General features: G+C 74.5%; 11 protein-coding genes. 4 read left to right on the forward strand and 7 right to left on the reverse strand.

What is annotated here, in order from left to right:
• Window positions 1-93: 93 nt before the first annotated feature.
• The 4 genes from ACWGB8_RS27375 to ACWGB8_RS27390 all read right to left on the reverse strand — a co-directional run bounded on the left by ACWGB8_RS27375 (window position 94) and on the right by ACWGB8_RS27390 (window position 4,794).
• Window positions 94-1,536: a GH1 family beta-glucosidase gene (locus ACWGB8_RS27375; protein ID WP_452216276.1), complete on the reverse strand. Its 1,443-nt coding sequence runs from the start codon at window positions 1,534-1,536 to the stop codon at window positions 94-96.
• A 115-nt stretch (window positions 1,537-1,651) separates the two neighbouring features.
• The gene (locus tag ACWGB8_RS27380; protein WP_452216277.1) at window positions 1,652-2,488 is read right to left on the reverse strand and encodes a carbohydrate ABC transporter permease; all 837 of its coding nucleotides are present in this window, start codon (window positions 2,486-2,488) and stop codon (window positions 1,652-1,654) included.
• A gap of 5 nt (window positions 2,489-2,493) precedes the next feature.
• Entirely contained in the window at window positions 2,494-3,435 is a 942-nt protein-coding gene (locus ACWGB8_RS27385; RefSeq protein WP_452216278.1) for a carbohydrate ABC transporter permease, read from the reverse strand.
• Window positions 3,436-3,492: 57 nt separating this feature from the next.
• A complete protein-coding gene (locus ACWGB8_RS27390; RefSeq protein ID WP_452216279.1) occupies window positions 3,493-4,794 on the reverse strand; it encodes an ABC transporter substrate-binding protein in 1,302 nt (433 codons plus the stop codon).
• Window positions 4,795-5,090: 296 nt separating this feature from the next.
• Here ACWGB8_RS27390 and ACWGB8_RS27395 point away from each other — a divergent pair, with 296 nt between their 5' ends.
• On the forward strand, window positions 5,091-7,985 hold the full coding sequence (locus tag ACWGB8_RS27395) for a glycosyl hydrolase (protein ID WP_452216280.1): 2,895 nt from the start codon (window positions 5,091-5,093) through the stop codon (window positions 7,983-7,985).
• A 122-nt stretch (window positions 7,986-8,107) separates the two neighbouring features.
• Here the strand turns inward: ACWGB8_RS27395 and ACWGB8_RS27400 are convergent, their stop codons facing one another.
• Window positions 8,108-9,169, reverse strand: coding sequence for a LacI family DNA-binding transcriptional regulator (locus ACWGB8_RS27400; RefSeq protein WP_452216281.1), 1,062 nt, complete (start codon window positions 9,167-9,169; stop codon window positions 8,108-8,110).
• A 126-nt stretch (window positions 9,170-9,295) separates the two neighbouring features.
• Complete coding sequence (locus ACWGB8_RS27405) at window positions 9,296-10,342, reverse strand: phosphatidylinositol-specific phospholipase C domain-containing protein (RefSeq protein WP_452216282.1); 1,047 nt, start codon at window positions 10,340-10,342, stop codon at window positions 9,296-9,298.
• A 305-nt stretch (window positions 10,343-10,647) separates the two neighbouring features.
• On the opposite strand from ACWGB8_RS27405, the gene ACWGB8_RS27410 reads away from it, so the two are divergent.
• Together ACWGB8_RS27410 and ACWGB8_RS27415 are read left to right on the forward strand one after the other, a co-directional pair.
• Window positions 10,648-11,292, forward strand: coding sequence for an HAD family acid phosphatase (locus ACWGB8_RS27410; protein WP_452216283.1), 645 nt, complete (start codon window positions 10,648-10,650; stop codon window positions 11,290-11,292).
• Between the two features lie 172 nt (window positions 11,293-11,464).
• Window positions 11,465-12,958: an SDR family oxidoreductase gene (locus tag ACWGB8_RS27415; protein WP_452216284.1), complete on the forward strand. Its 1,494-nt coding sequence runs from the start codon at window positions 11,465-11,467 to the stop codon at window positions 12,956-12,958.
• A 36-nt stretch (window positions 12,959-12,994) separates the two neighbouring features.
• On the opposite strand, the gene ACWGB8_RS27420 is transcribed toward ACWGB8_RS27415, so the two are convergent.
• Window positions 12,995-13,513: a MarR family winged helix-turn-helix transcriptional regulator gene (locus ACWGB8_RS27420; protein WP_452216285.1), complete on the reverse strand. Its 519-nt coding sequence runs from the start codon at window positions 13,511-13,513 to the stop codon at window positions 12,995-12,997.
• Between the two features lie 61 nt (window positions 13,514-13,574).
• On the opposite strand from ACWGB8_RS27420, the gene ACWGB8_RS27425 reads away from it, so the two are divergent.
• A partial coding sequence (locus tag ACWGB8_RS27425; protein ID WP_452216286.1) for an MMPL family transporter occupies window positions 13,575-14,212 on the forward strand: 638 nt, incomplete at its 3' end.

Consider the following 14,212-nt stretch of genomic DNA (forward strand, 5'->3'; position numbering starts at 1 on the left):
CCGGCCGCCAGCGACCTGTCCGGTCCTGAGCGGCCGGGGCACTCGGGGCCGCCGGGGCGTCCGGGCCGCCGGGGTGCCCCGCGCCCGGCCCGGTCAGTCGGGCAGCGCGCCGGTGCGGATCACCTCGGCGTACCAGCGGGCGCTGTCCTTGGGCGTGCGGCGCTGGCTGGCGAAGTCGACGTGCACGATGCCGAAGCGCTTGCTGTACCCGTACGCCCACTCGAAGTTGTCCAGCAGGGACCAGAGGAAGTACCCGCGGACCGGGGCGCCGTCCGCGATGGCCCGGCGCACGGCCCCGAGGTGCCCGCGCAGGTAGGCCACCCGCTCCGGGTCGTGCACCGCGCCGGTGGGGTCGCAGTAGTCCTCGTACGCGGCGCCGTTCTCGGTGACCAGCAGGGGGACGCCGGGGAGGTCGTCGCGCAGCCGGACGAGCAGTTCGTGCAGCCCGTCGGCGTCGACCGGCCAGCCCATCGCGGTCCGGGTGCCCTCGGCGGGCAGGAAGCGGATGCCGTGGTCGGCGGGCCAGGGGGAGTCGCCCTGATGGCCGTCCTCGCGCGGGGCCGGGTGCGCGGGGTCGTCCGCGGCGACGACGGTCGGGGTGTAGTAGTTGATGCCCAGCGAGTCGATCGGCCGGGAGATCTCGGCGAGGTCGCCGTCGTGGACGAAGGACCAGTCGGTGAGAGCGGCGGTGTCGGCCAGGACGTCGGCCGGGTAGCGGCCGTGGAAGACCGGGTCGAGGAAGATCCGGTTGGCCAGGCCGTCGATCCGGCGGGCCGCCTCCAGGTCCTCCGGGGCGGTGGTGAGCGGGCGGACGGCGGCCAGGTTGAGGGTCAGCGACACCTGGGCGGCGGCGGGGAGTTCGGCGCGCAGCGCGGCGGTGCCCAGACCGTGGGCGAGCAGCAGGTGGTGGTGGGCGGTGAGGGCGGCGACCGGGTCCTTGCGGCCGGGGGCGTGCACGCCGTTGCCGTAGCCGAGGAAGGCGCTGCACCAGGGCTCGTTGAGGGTGGTCCAGGTGGGGATGCGGTCGCCCAGGCGCCGGGCGGCGAGCGCCGCGTACTCGGCGAAGCGGTACGCGGTCGCCCGGTCGGTCCAGCCGCCGCGGTCCTCCAGCTCCTGCGGGAGGTCCCAGTGGTAGAGGGTGGCGACGGGGGCGATGCCGTGGGCGAGCAGCTCGTCGACCAGGCGGTCGTAGAAGTCCAGGCCGGCCGGGTTGGCGGGGCCGGAGCCCCCCGGCTGCACCCGGGGCCAGGACAGCGAGAAGCGGTAGGCGCCGAGGCCGAGGCCGGCCATCAGGGCGACGTCCTCGCGGTGGCGGTGGTAGTGGTCGGCGGCGATGTCGCCGGTGTCGCCGTTGCGGACGGCGCCGGGGACGCGGCTGAAGGTGTCCCAGATGGAGGGGGTGCGGCCGTCCTCGGCGGCGGCGCCCTCGATCTGGTAGGCCGCGGTGGCGGCGCCCCAGACGAACCCGGGCGGGAAGCCGGCGGTCGCGGGGGAGGGGGCGGCCGGGCCGGTCGCGGGGAGGGCTTCGACGGTCATGTTGCCTTCCAGGAGGGGGGATCGGAGGGGTCGCAGGGGTCGGCGGGGCGGGGTCGGCGCGGTGAGGCGGGGGTCGGTGGGGCGGGGTCGGCGCGGCGGAGCGGCGCTGCGGGGGTCAGCCCTTGACGGCGCCCTGCATGATGCCGCCGACGATCTGGCGGCCGAGCAGCGCGAAGACCACCAGCACCGGAAGTGTGCCCAGCAGGGTGCCGGCCATCACCACGGACTGGTCGGGTACGTAGCCCTGGCCGAGCGACTTCAGGGCCACCTGCACGGTGGGGTTCTGCGAACTCAGCGCCACGATCGGCCAGAAGAAGTCGTTCCAGGTGGCCATGAAGGTGAGCATGCCCAGCACCGCCATGCCCGGGCGGGCCGCCGGCAGCACGATCGACCAGAAGATCCGCAGCAGCGAGGCGCCGTCCATCCGGCCGGCCTCGACCAGTTCGTCCGGCAGCGCCTGCACCAGGTACTGGCGCATGAAGAACACGCCGAACGCCGAGACCAGCGAGGGCAGGATCACCGAGGGCAGCTTGTTCTGCAGGTCGAGCTCGACGATCACCATGAACAGCGGGATCACCCCGAGCTGCGGTGGGATCATCATGGTGCCCACGGTGAGGGCCAGCAGGGCGCCCCGCCCGCGGAAGCGCAGTTTGGCGAAGGCGAATCCGGCCAGGGTGGAGGAGAGCACCACGCCGAGGGTGACGACGCCCGCGACCACCAGTGAGTTGAGCAGCGCGGTGCCGATCTCGGCCTGCCGCAGCGCCTCGCCGAGGTTGTGGAACAGCCGCGGGCCGGGGGTGAGCGCCGGGGTCGGCGAGCTCAGCTCGGCGTTGGAGCGGCTGGCGGCCACCAGCGTCCAGTAGAAGGGCAGCACCGACACCAGGGTCGCGCCGGCCAGGACGGCGTAGGCGAGCGGGCCGCCCTGCAGGGGGGAGCGCTTGGTCAGCGGCATGCGGATCACCGGTCCGTACGGTTGCGCCGGGCGGCGAGCGCCGCGTTGGTCAGGGCGAGGACGACGATCAGCAGGAACATCACCCAGGCGACCGCCGCGGCCCGGCCGAGGTGGAAGAAGGACCAGCCCTGCTCGTACATGTAGAGGCCGAGGGTCTGGTACTGGTGGGAGATGCCGCCGCCCGCGTTGCCCTCGTACAGCAGGGGTTCGCCGAACAGCTGGGTGGCGCCGATGGTGGAGACCACCACGGTGAAGAGGATGGTCGGCCGCAGCCCGGGGACGGTGACGTGGCGGAACTGCTGCCACCGCGAGGCGCCGTCCACCGCCGCCGACTCGTACAGCTCGTGCGGGATGGCCTGCATGCCGGCCAGGTAGATCAGCGCGTTGTAGCCGGTCCACCGCCAGGTGACGATCGCGGACACGGCGGTCTGCGAGGCCAGGGTGTCGGCCTGCCAGTCCACCGGGTGCAGGCCGGCGCTGCCCAGCAGCCAGTTGATCAGCCCGTAGTCGCGGCCGAAGAGCTGGGCGAAGACCAGGGTGGCCGCCGCCACCGAGGTCGCGTACGGCATCAGCATGGCGACCCGGAAGAAGGTCCGGCCGCGCAGCCGGTAGTTGAGCAGGTGGGCCAGGCCGAGGGCGATCAGCAGCTGCGGGACGGTCGACAGGACGCCGATGGTGAAGGTGTTGCGCAGCGCGTTCCAGAAGAACGGGTCCTCCAGGAGGCGGGTGTAGTTCTGCAGCCCCAGCCAGTCCATCTGCTCGGAGGTCTGCAGCTCGACCCGGTGCAGCGAGATCCAGGCGGTGTAGAGCAGCGGGAACAGCCCGAAGGCCGCGAAGAGCAGGAAGAACGGGGCGACGAAGCCGTACGGGCCGAGCCGGCCGGCCCGGCGGCGGCGGGTCTTCGCGGCCCCGGAGGCGGGCAGCCGGGCGGTGGAGGAGAGGGCCATGGGAGGGGTCCTTCGAGGGGGCCCCGGCCCGCGCGGGGCGGGCCGGGGGCGGGGCGGTCAGCTGCCGTTGGCCTTCTTGACGTTGTCGAGCGCGTGCTTCCAGGCGGTGTCCGGCGCGGTGCCGGTCCGCTCGACCTCGCCCAGGGCGTCGGTGAACGCCTTGCCGATCACGCCGTCGTCCACGCCGAGCACCTGGGTCGGCATGTTGCGGGCCGACTCGCTGAAGATCTCGCCGATCGGGGCGTCGTTGAAGTACGGGTCCTTGACGCCCTTGATGGCGGCCTGGGCGCCGGTGGAGGAGGGGAAGGAGCCCTGCTTGGTGAAGAGCACGGCCTGCTGCTCCTTGGCGGTCAGCCACTTGATCAGCTCGGCCGCCTCCTTCGGGTGCTTGGCGCTGCGCGGGACGGCCAGGTACGAGCCGCCCCAGTTGCCGGTGCGGCCCGGCCCGGGGGCGACGTCCCAGGTGCCCGAACCGGCGCTTCCGGCCTGGCCCTTGATGTAGCCGATCATCCAGGCGGGGCAGCTGAGGGTGGCGAACTTCCCGGTGGTGAACGCCTTGTTCCACTCCGGGGTCCACTGGGCGAGCTTGGCCGACAGGCCGTCCGCGACCAGCGTGGTGGCGTCGGCCCAGGCGGTGCGCACCGCGGGGCTGGTGTCGTGGACGGGCTTGCCGGACTCGTCGGCGTAGCGCACCTTCTGCTGGCCGACCGCGGCGGTGAACACGCCCGCCGCACTGTCGGTCCAGGCGTTGCCGGGCTGGGCCTTGGCGACGTACTGCCGGCCGAGGTCGAGGTAGCCCTGCCAGGTGGACCACTTGGCGGCCAGCTCGGTGCGGTCGGTGGGCAGTCCGGCGGCCTTGAAGAGGTCGGTGCGGTAGCAGATCGCCTGGGGGCCGACGTCGGTGCCGGCCGCGAGGACCTTGCCGTCGGCGGTGGTGACCGCGGCGCCCTTCCACGCGACGAGTTCCTCGTTGACCCCGCCGAGGCCGAGCGTCCTGAGGTCGGTGAACTTGTCCGGCTGCTTCTTGAGGACGCCGGCCACCCGGCCGACCTCCAGGCCCTGGATGTCCGCGAGCCCGCCGCCGCCGGCCAGCTTGGTCTGCAGGGCCTGCCAGTACTGGCCCTCGTCCTGGGTGTCGGTCTGCTTGATGGTGATGTTCGGGTGGAGCCGCATGTACTCGTCGTAGAGACCGCTCTCCTTGTAGCCGAAGGTGCCGAAGAGGTCCACGGTGAGGGTCACCTTGCCGCCGGCGGCGTCCCCGGAGCCGGTGGAGCTGCTGCACGCGGTGAGCAGCAGGGCTGCCGCGAGGACGGTACTGCCGAGGGCCGTGGCCGGCCGGCGGGCTCTGAAGCGACGCATGGGGGTGCCTCCTGGGCGGGGCGGGACTGACGGGGGCTGGGTGGTGAGCGCTCGGCGGGGAGGAAACGGAAGTCTGAGAGCGCTCTCAGTGCTGGCAGGAGCGTGCCTGCCGGGGAACGTTGCCGTCAAGGGCTCGAAACCCGAACGTAATCTGCGGAGTTTCCGCGCGTGTGCGTTCGAGGCTTGAATGCAACGGTTCCTGCCGCGCCCGTTGACACCCCTCGGCGGCCACCCCTACGGTCCGATCGCTGAGAGCGCTCTCACATCACCCGTCCCCCACCCGAGGTGACACGATCATGAAGCTCCGCCCCCTGCGCGGCCCGGCAGCAGCCGTGACCGCGCTGGCCCTCGCGGCAGCCGCCGCCCTGACCGCGACGGTCGGCGCCGGCCGGGCCGCCGCCGCGACCGTCCCGGTCGGCCTCGGCGGCTACAGCACCACCCGCCCGGCCGGCACCGTCGGCCCCTCCGACACCAACGGCACGCCGCTCACCCCCAAGGTGACCGCCCGCGCCGCCGGCCGTGCCGCCCCCACCAACGACTGGTGGTCCTCCCTGATCTACCAGCGCTACCCGGGCAATCCGTACTCGGAGAACCTCTACGCGCACCCGCTGACCTTCAAGGCGCAGTCCGGCGGACTGGAGGTCGGCCACCCCACCGCGCCGACCGTCACCCCCGAGGGCCGCCAGTACGACTACACCCACACCCGCGACCTCACCCTCGGCGTGGCCGGGCTCGCCTCGCCCGACACCAAGGTGGACGACTGGAGCGACTGGACGGTCACACCGTCCTGGTCCGACGGCGCCCGCAGCCTCCGCGCCACCATCGGCCACGGCCTGCCGTACGTCTACGCCCACGCCACCGGCGGCGCCGCCCAGATCACCACCGCCGCCGCGCCCGCCGTCTTCGCCGACCGCGGCAACGTCCTCGGCATCACCGTCGGCGGCCACCACTACGGCCTCTTCGCCCCCACCGGCACCGACTGGACCGTCGCCGGCACCACCCTGACCGCCGCGCTCGGCGGCAAGGACTACTACTCCGTCGCCGTCCTGCCCTCCCCGGCCGACCTGGACCGCTTCCAGGCCTACGCCTACAGCTTCGTCACCGGTACCCGGGTCGACTGGAGCCACCAGGCCGCCGCCGGCACACTGACCACCACCTACACCGTGACCACGGCCGCGCAGGAGGGCAGCCGCACCGGCACCCTGCTCGCCCTCTACCCGCACCAGTGGAAGGCCACCGCCGATCCGCTGACCGCCCTGTCCTACCCCTCGCCGCGCGGCACCATGAAGGTCCGCGAGGGCGGCTCGTTCAGCACCGTCCAGTCCACCACCGGGGTGCTGCCCTCGCTGCCCGACGCCGGCGGGTACGACCGGGCCCTGCTCCGCAGCCGGATCCACGAGGTCGCCGACGCCGCGGACCCGTTCAACGGCGCCACCGACACCTACTGGACCGGCAAGGCGCTCGGCCGCCTCGCCGAACTGGTGCCGATCGCCGACCAGCTCGGCGACACCGCCGTCCGCGACAAGCTGCTCGGGCTGATCAAGGGCCGCCTGGAGACCTGGTTCCGCGGCACCGGCTCCACCGTCTTCGCCTACGACGCCACCTGGAAGACCCTGATCGGCTACCCCGCCTCCTACGGCAGCGACGCCGAACTCAACGACCACCACTTCCACTACGGCTACTACGTCCGGGTCGCCGCCACCGTCGCCCGCTACGACGCCGCCTGGGCCGCCGACTCCGCCTGGGGCGGCATGGTCGACCTGCTCGTCAAGGACGCCGCCAACGCCGACCGCGGCGACGGCCGCTTCCCGTGGCTGCGCAGCTTCGACCCGTACGCCGGCCACGGCTGGGCCTCCGGCCACGCGGGCTTCGCGGCCGGCAACAACCAGGAGTCCTCCTCGGAGTCGCTCAACTTCAGCTCCGCGCTGATCCTCTACGGCGCGGCCACCGGTGACGACACCCTGCGCGACCTCGGCACCTACCTGTACACCACCGAAGCCGCCGCCGTGCAGCAGTACTGGTTCGACGCCGACGGCACGGCCTTCCCCGCCGCCTTCCAGCACGGCACCGCCGGCATGGTCTGGGGCAGCGGCGCCGCGTACGCCACCTGGTGGACCGCCGCCCCGGGCATGATCCACGGCATCAACTTCCTGCCGCTCAACGCCGGCTCGTTCTACCTGGCGCGCCGCAAGGACGCCCTGGCGGCCAACCTCGCCGAACTGCGGGCCAACAACGGCGGCGGCTACACCGACTGGCAGGACCTGCTCTGGGAGACCGAGGCCCTGGTCGACCCCGCCACCGCCCAGGCCCGCTGGGACGCCGGCCAGGCCGGCTACACCCCGGAGGAGGGCGAGTCCAGGGCCCACACCCAGCACTGGATCGGCAACCTGGCCGCGCTCGGCGCCCCGGACCCGTCGATCACCGCGGACACGCCCACCGCGGCGGTGTTCACCCGCGGCGGCACCCGGACGCACGTGGCCCACAACTTCACCACCGCGCCCCGCACGGTCCGCTTCTCGGACGGCTTCACCCTGACCGTCCCGGCCCGTTCGACGGCGAGCGAGCGCGGCTCCTTCACCGACGGCGGCACCGGCGGGGTCACCCCGACGCCGACGCCGACCCCCACCCCGACCGCGACGCCGACCCCGACGCCGACCCCGACGCCGACCGCCACCCCGACCGGGCCGGGCACCACCGGCAACACCTTCCACCTGCAGCCCGGCGGCCGGCTCGGCACCGCGTACGGGACCGGCGCCGCCGCCGACACCGTGCCCTCGGCCGGCGGCACCAACCACGACGGCACCCCGTACCAGCCGCTGGTCTACGAGGTCCGCAACGTCACCGGCACGCTGCGCCCCGGTGCCCGTACCGACTTCGAGCTGTCCGTGGACGCGGGCGGCGCCGTCGGCCTCGGCCAGCAGGCCCGGGTCTCCTACGACCTCACCGGCGACGGCTCCTTCGACCGGGTGGAGACCTACCGCTACTTCGCCACCGACCCGGTGACCGGCTGGGAGCGCTACGCGGCCACCGCCGCCGGCCTGCAGTCGGCCACCGGGAGCCTCGGCGACCTGGCGGGCGGCACGGTCCGGATCGAGGTCTGGCCGGCGATCGGCAACGCCCCCGCCCAGCTCCGGGTGGGCGCCACCCAGGCGCAGGGGCAGGTCTCGGTGCTGCACATCCCGTTCGACTGAACCGCCGGTCCCGGGACCGCCGGGCCCCGCGAGACCGACGGGCCCCGGCTGCGCACCCCGCGCGGCCGGGGCCCCGGCACCTACGCCCCGAAGCATGCGCGGGCCCGGAACGGCTCCGCGGCTCAGGCCGAGCCGCGGACCACCAGCCGGGTCGGCGTGATGACGGAGGACGGCGGGCGGACCGCCGGGTCGCCCAGCCGGCGCAGCAGCAGGCGGGCCATCAGCCGGCCCATCCCCTCGATGTCCTGGCGCACCGTGGTGAGCGGCGGCTCCGTCCAGGCGGCGATCGACTCGACGTCGTCGAAGCCCACCACCGCGACGTCCTCCGGCACCCGGCGACCGGCCGCCCGGAGCACCCGCAGCGCGCCCGAGGCCATCGCGTCGGAGGCGGCGAACACCGCGTCCAGCCCGGGCCGGCGGGCGAGCAGTGCGGCCATCGCCCGGCCGCCGCCGTCCCGGGTGAAGTCGCCCTCGGCGATCAGCCCGGGGTCTCCGTCCGGCAGCAGGTCGCGGTAGCCGTCCAGCCGGTCGACCGAGGAGGTCTGGTCGAGCGGGCCGGTGATGGTGGCGATCCGGGTGCGCCCCAGGCCGAGCAGGTGCTGGACGGCCTGCCGGGCGCCGCCGCGGTTGTCGCTGTCCACGTAGACCAGTTCGCGGTCGGCCTCGGCGCCCGGCCAGCCCGGCCGGCCGCCGATGACGAACGGCAGCCCGACCCGGCGCGCGGTCTCGGGCATCGGGTCGGCGCGGTGCAGCGAGAACAGCAGCGCGCCGTCCACGTGGCCGCCGGCCAGGTAGCGCCCGACCCGTTCGTAGTCCTGCTCGTCCTCGACCAGCAGCAGCACCATCTGGTTGTCGGCGGCGGACAGCTCGCGGCTGATCCCGCGCAGGTGCTGGGCGAAGAAGGGGTCGGAGAACACCCGGCTCTCCGGTTCGGCCACCACCACGGCGACGGCGCCGTTGCGCCGGGTCACCAGGGTGCGCGCGGCCAGGTTGGGGACGTAGCCGAGTTCGTCGACGGCCCGCTGGACCTTCTCGCGCAGCGCCTCGCGGACGCCGGCGCCCCCGTTGACCACGCGCGAGGCGGTCGCCCGGGAGACGCCGGCCCGCTCGGCCACCGACTCCAGGGTCGGCCGGTGCGCGCCGGGGCCCGCCTCGGCGGTGGGCTGCGGGGTGGTGTCCGGCACCGTGGGCTCCTCTCCGGGGTGCGACTGCTCGTCCCAGCAGCCTAGCGCGTGGGAGCGCCCGTGTGAGAGCGCTCCCAGGAGCGGCCCGCCGGGGAGCGGTGGAGCCGGGGCCCGCGGCCCGGTGCGTCAGCCGCGCGGCAGCACCAGCGACTGCACCGCCGGCAGCGAGCGCCAGTCGCTGGAGACCACCGAGGCGTGCCGGCCGGCCAACTGCGCGGTGCGCTGCCGGGCCTGTTCGGCGGTCGGGTCGGTGGCGCTGATGGCCGGGGCGACGTTGTGGGCGTCGGTCATCACCAGCAGGTAGTGCCGGGCGTGGTACCAGGCGGTGTCGACGCCGTTGAGGTAGGCCGAGGCGTCGCCGTCGAAGACCGTGAACCAGGGCCGGATCGAGGCGTCGCCGTACCTGCCGCGCGGGTCGCCGGCGGCGGCCCCGTGCACGGCGGGGAAGACCTGCGCCCGGTCGATCCGCCCGGCGGCGGCCAGGTCGCGCAGGTGGCGGCCGTACTCGACGTCGGTGTGCAGGGTGTCGAAGGGGTTCTGCTCCTCGAAGCTGCCGGGGATCACGTACACGAGCACGCGTCCGGCCAGCGCGGCGCGGCTCGGCCAGTTGCCGGCCCGGGCGGCCTCGTCGAGCGTGGCGTACGCGCCGCCGCCCGGCTTGGCCAGCAGGTCCCCGGGCCGGAACACCCGGTCGCCGAGCCGGGCGGCTATCAGGGCATCCAACTGGGCCGGGCCCATCCCGCGGTTGGCCGCGAAGCCGCCCTTCAGCTCCAGCTTGACCACCAGCGGCCCGCTCGCCGGGTGGGCGCCCAGCCAGACCCGGACGTCGTCGAGGCAGTGCTCCAGGTTCTTGTCGGTGCCGCCCGTGTAGAGGCGGTCGGGCGTGCTCGCCTCGGTGCAGTTGTTGCTGTTGCCGAGCGGGTTGGAGTGGCTGACCTTCCACTCCTTGGTGACGGTGTTGGTCCAGGCGTCCAGCTCGATCATCCCGGTGCCGGTGTCGAGCGCCCGCGCGAGGTACGGGAACGCGCCGCGCTCGTACGCGTTGTGCAGGCCCACGGTGGTCGCCGAACCGAACGGAAGCTCGCCCGGCCCGGCGGCTGTGGCCGGGTGGCCAGGCGTCAGGACGGCGGCCAGGGCCAGGAGTCCGGCGGCGGTCGTGCGGCGTGGATGCATCGTGTCTCCTCGTCGGGGTGCGGGCGCGGAGGCGGCCCGGGGCAGCAGGATCGACCACCCTGGCATCCTTCAGATGACATGACAAGAAACCCCGGGCGGCTGTTGAGGTGCCGTCGGGGAGCGCGTGCGGGGTCGTCAGGTCCGCGCGGATGCGCCGACCGTGGAGGAAGTGTCCGGATTCCGTGCGCGCCTGACGATGTGCCAGGTCGATGATCCGCTATTCGGAACGATCTTCGTCCGGAGTCTACCCACAGGTAACCCGCATGGCGCATGCTGCTCCCACTATCGAACTGAGGAGCATGCTCATGGCAGAGAAGCCTTTGACGCGCAGTCTGGTCGCCGTCGTCCTGGCGGGTGGAGCGCTCACCGCCGTCATGGCGCAGCCGGCCGCCGCCGCGCCCGTCCGGGCCGCGTCCGTCGAGGCCGTCCAGGCCGCGCCCGCACTGGGCAAGCCCGATGTCCCGTACACGACCTGGCTCAAGGACGTCCAGGTGGTCGCCGACGCCGCCAAGGCCCACGTGCAGGCCAGAGTGCCGCAGGGCGCCACGGGCTTCCGGCCCGCGATCGTCCTGGACATCGACAACACCTCGCTGGAGACCGACTACACGCCCTCCTACCCGACGCCCGCGGTCGCCGCCGTGCTGGACGTCGCGAAGACGGCGCACGCCCGCGGCGTGAAGGTCTTCTTCGTGACGGCCCGTCCGGACTTCATCGACTGGTTCACCCGCTACAACCTGGAGAAGGTCGGCTACCCGGTCGACGGCCTCTACGGCCGGAACTTCCTGGACCTCTTCGAGGAGACCGGCACCTTCAAGACCAACAAGCGCATCGACATCGAGAGCGAGGGCTACACGATCATCGCCAACATCGGCAACAACACCACCGACCTGGTGGGCGGCCACGCGGAGAAGGCCTTCAAGCTGCCGGACTACGGCGGCCAGCTCTCCTAGGCCCTGCCGACCGGGCGGCCGCGCGCCCGGCGGGGCGCCCGGCGGGGCGCCCGGCCGTCCGGTCGCCGACCTCCCGGCCGGCGCGGGATGCTGGGAGCACGGAGCGCCCGGCGCCGCCGACCCCTGGCCGGGCCGTCCGGGCGGAGGAGCCGACGGGCCGAGGAGCCGCCGCATGGACCACCAGCCTTCCGCCGCGCGGCGCTGCCTGGTGACCGGCGCCACCGGGTACATCGGCGGCCGCCTGGTCCCCGTCCTGCTCGCGGCCGGCCACAAGGTCCGCTGCCTGGTCCGCCACCCGGAGCGGCTGCGCGACCAGCCCTGGCGGGCGGAGGTCGAGACCGTGGCCGGCGACGTGACCAGGCCGGAGTCGCTGCGCGGCGCCTTCGAGGGCGTGGACGTCGCCTACTACCTGGTCCACTCGCTGGGCACCGGGCCCGGCTTCGAGAAGACCGACCGCGCGGCGGCCCGGGCCTTCGGCGAGGCCGCCGCGGCGGCCGGGGTCGGCCGGATCGTCTACCTCGGCGGGCTCGTCCCCGAGGGTGTCCCCGAACGGCAGCTCTCCCCGCACCTGCGCTCACGCGTCGAGGTCGGCCGGGCGCTGCGCCGCGGCGGCGTGCCCACCGCCGAACTGCGCGCCGCGGTGATCATCGGCTCCGGCAGCGCCTCCTTCGAGATGCTGCGCTACCTCACCGAGCGGCTGCCGGTGATGGTCACCCCGAGCTGGGTGGGCACCCGGATCCAGCCGATCGCCGTCCGGGACGTGCTGCGCCACCTGGTCGGCGCGGCGCAGCTGCCGCCGGAGGTCGACCGCAGCTTCGACCTGGGCGGCCCCGAGGTGCTCACCTACCGGGGGATGATGGAGCGCTACGCCCGGGTGGCCGGGCTGCGCCGGCGGGTCATCGTGCCGGTGCCGCTGCTGACGCCGTGGCTGTCCAGCCACTGGGTGGGGCTGGTGACCCCGGTGCCGAACGCGATCGCCCGCCCGCTGGTGGAGTCGCTACGGCACGAGGTGGTCTGCGGCGAGCACGACATCGCGCGGTGGGTGCCCGCGCCGCCGGGCGGGCCGATCGGCTTCGACCGGGCGGTGGAGCTGGCGCTGCGGCGGATCCGGGACGCCGAGGTGGACACCCGGTGGTCTTCGGCCTCGTTCCCCGGCGCGCCGAGCGATCCGCTGCCCACCGACCCGGACTGGGCGGGCGGCAGCCTCTACCAGGACGTCCGGGAGCGCACCGTCGCCGTCTCCCCGGCCGCGCTCTGGCGGGTCGTCGAGGGCATCGGCGGCGACAACGGCTGGTACTCCTTCCCGCTCGCCTGGGCGCTGCGCGGCTGGGCCGACCGGCTGGTGGGCGGGGTCGGGCTGCGCCGCGGGCGGCGCGACCCGGGGCGGCTGCGGGTGGGCGACTCGCTGGACTTCTGGCGGGTGGAGGAGATCGAGCCGGGCCGGCTGCTGCGGCTGCGGGCCGAGATGCGGCTGCCCGGTCTGGCCTGGCTGGAGCTGTCGGTCTCCCCGGACGGCGATGGCGGGGCGCACTACCGCCAGCGGGCGGTGTTCCATCCGCACGGGCTGGCCGGCCACGCGTACTGGTGGTCGGTTGCGCCGTTCCACGCGGTGGTCTTCGGCGGGATGGCGCGCAACATCACCGAGCGGGCCGGGGCCGCGGGCTGAGGTGGGGCCGCCACGCGGCGTCGGCGGTGGCCGCGGTCATCGGTCGCCGGCGAGGTAGCTGCGGTAGGCGGCGGCGACGTTGCCGAGGTAGCGGCGGGCGGCGGCGCGCTCCGTGGCGTCGAGGCCCTCGCCGGCCCCGTGGAGCAGGCGCAGCAGCGGGGCCAGTTCGCCCATCACGTGGGTGCGGCCGTGCTCGGTGACGTCCAGGACCTGGCGGCGGCGGTCGTGCGGGTGCGGGTCGCGGGTGAGGTGGCCCTCGGCGACGAGCCGGTTGACGGACTGGGTGCCGGCCGCGCTGGTGACGCCGAGGCGGCGGGAGAGCTCGACCGGGCCGATGGGCTCGTCGGCGCCCCTGGCCATCGCGACGTGCTCGACGGCCTCGACGTTGGTCAGCGGCATGGCGAGCCGTTCGGCGAGGGCGGCGCGGGCCAGCTGGGTGAGGGTCAGGACCTCGCGCAGGGCCTCCGACAGCTCGTCACCGGCGGGTGCGCCGGGCTGCCGCGGCGGGCCGGGCTCCGGCACGGCGGCTGCTGCGGGGGAGGGGTGTTGCGCCATGCGGCCAATTCTGACACGGTACGAAATCGCTAACCTGCTTAACGATCGAGAGTGCGCCCCCGTGTCCCGAACCCTGGCCGACCGCCCACCGCCACCCGCCCCCACCGCGCACGCGACCCCGGGCGCCGGCCCGAAGCGGCCCCGTGCGACGGCCTGGCTCGTCCTCCTGCTCACCGTCCTCGGACTGGGCGCCGCGTTCTCGCTCGGCCCCTCCGGCGCCACCACCACCGAGGCCACCGGCACCGCACTGCCCGCCGCCGCCCAGTCGGCCCGGGTCGCCGAACTCGTCCGGACCTTCCCGACCGGCGCGGCCGCCCCCGCGCTCGTCGTCTACAGCAACGCCGACGGCAGCCCGCTCACCGGCGCCCAGCAGGCCGTCGTCGCCGAACGCGCCGCCCCGCTCGGCGCCCTCGGCACCGCCCCCGGGGCCGCCCGTCCGCAGCTCGTCGACGGCCGGGTCGCCTCCGTCGCCGTCCTGCTGCCCACCGACGCCTCCGACGAGGCGAACACCGCGGCCGTCGACCGGATCCGGCAGACCGCCTCCCGGGACCTGCCCGCGCCGCTGCGTGCCGAGGTCACCGGCGGGCCCGCCTTCCGCGCGGACGTGGGGGGGGGGGGGGCCGGCGGCCCCCCCCCCCCCCAGGAAGCCCCGGCGCGTATTAAAAAAAACGAACCCCCCAGACCGCACCTGATGTGGTT

The sequence above is a fragment of the Kitasatospora sp. NPDC054939 genome (assembly GCF_053610105.1).